The sequence below is a fragment of the Synechococcus sp. GFB01 genome, from assembly GCF_001039265.1.
In the GTDB taxonomy this organism is placed as follows: domain Bacteria; phylum Cyanobacteriota; class Cyanobacteriia; order PCC-6307; family Cyanobiaceae; genus NIES-981.
The window spans coordinates 1-1,415 of sequence record NZ_LFEK01000118.1 but is presented as its reverse complement, the minus strand read 5'-3'; the positions used below and the strand labels follow the sequence as shown (position 1 = coordinate 1,415).

Below are 1,415 nucleotides of genomic sequence, written 5' to 3'. Positions count from 1 at the left end.
CCGCTGCCACCAGCCCAGCAGCCCCGTGAGCAGCGCCGCTCCCATCAGCAGCCGATCGCCGGGGTGAACAGCGGCTCCCAGAGCTCCTGAAACAGATCCAGCGGCGCTTCGATSWGCGGCCTGGTGCAGCAGAGCCTCCAGGAGCGGTGTCGGCTGCCGGCGCCGGCTCACCTGCGCGGTCGCTGACCTGGCCGAGCATCAGCAGGGCCAGTTCACGGGACAGGGTGCGGCTCTGCATCAGGACAGTTGGGGAGCCCGCAGCTGGGCCAGCAGGCTGGAGAAGCTGCGGTTGGAGGGGGTTTCGCGCTCGTCGGGGCTGACGATTCCCGCCGAGATGATCGTGCGGAAGGCATCCTCGACCGAGAGGTCGAGATCCTTCACCGAACGCTGGGGAACCACCGCATACCAGCCCGTGGTGGGATTGGGTGCGGTGGGAATGAAGACGCTCAGCATGACTTCGTCGAATCCGGCCTGCAGGCTGGTGCCCAGGGTTCCGGTGACAAATCCCAGGGCATAGAGACCTCGCGGGGATACTCGACCAGCACGACACGCCGAAAACGGCTGGAATTGCCCTGCAGGAAGGTTTCCAGCAGCTGCTTGAGGGTCTTGTACACCGACCCGGCCAGCGGAATCCGCAGCAGCGTGCCCTCGCCGAATTCCAGCAGCCAGCGACCCACGATGTTGCGCGCCATCAGACCGATCAGGAGGATGCCCAGCAGAGGCACCAGCAGGCCCACACCAAGGTTGATCAGTTCCTGCAACACCGGATTGAGGGTGTTGAAGGGGTTGAACTGCTTGGGGATCGAGGTGAGAAACGCCAGCACGAAGCGGCTGACCGTGGTGGCCAGCCAGATCGTGGTGGCGAGAGGAATCACCACCAGCAGACCCGCGATCAGATCGTTCTTGAGGTCCTGCTGGAGGCGCTCAGCCAGGGGCTGATCGGGACGAGGGCTGGATTGAACCAAGTGGAAACCCGGAGATCCGGCCGTCAGTGCGCTTCAGGCAACTTAGCCAGCCGCCAGGCTGGCTGGTTCCCAGGGGCCTGCCAGGCGACCCTCAGACCAGGGCCACCAGGGCGACCAGGGCGAAGCCGATGGCCAGCAGCACGGCACGGCCGGTCACCCCGAAGCGGCGCTGCTGCACAGCCAGATCACGACCCAGACGCGCCTGGGCCAGCTGTTGTTCAGCCCGCTCCAGCTGGGGCTTGAGCTGGGTGTCGATGAATTCCTGGGCCTTCTGTTTCTTGAGCTCGGGGCTGGCATCGGCGGGGATCCGGCCCTCGCGCTCAGCCTCGGCGATCAAACGGTCGATGAAGGCCGGATCCTGCACCTGCTTTCTCTGCATCTCCAGCTGACTGGTCTGCATCGCGATGGCCGACTCGGCCTGATCCACCTGCGCACTGAGGGCCTGGCTTG

Annotated in this window: 2 pseudogenes; both read right to left on the bottom strand. The window is 65.5% G+C overall.

The window, feature by feature from the left end:
* Positions 1-237: 237 nt before the first annotated feature.
* Positions 238-965, bottom strand: a pseudogene (locus tag SYNGFB01_RS11565) (DUF502 domain-containing protein).
* Between the two features lie 91 nt (positions 966-1,056).
* Positions 1,057-1,415, bottom strand: a pseudogene (locus SYNGFB01_RS14725) (hypothetical protein); the annotation flags it as partial.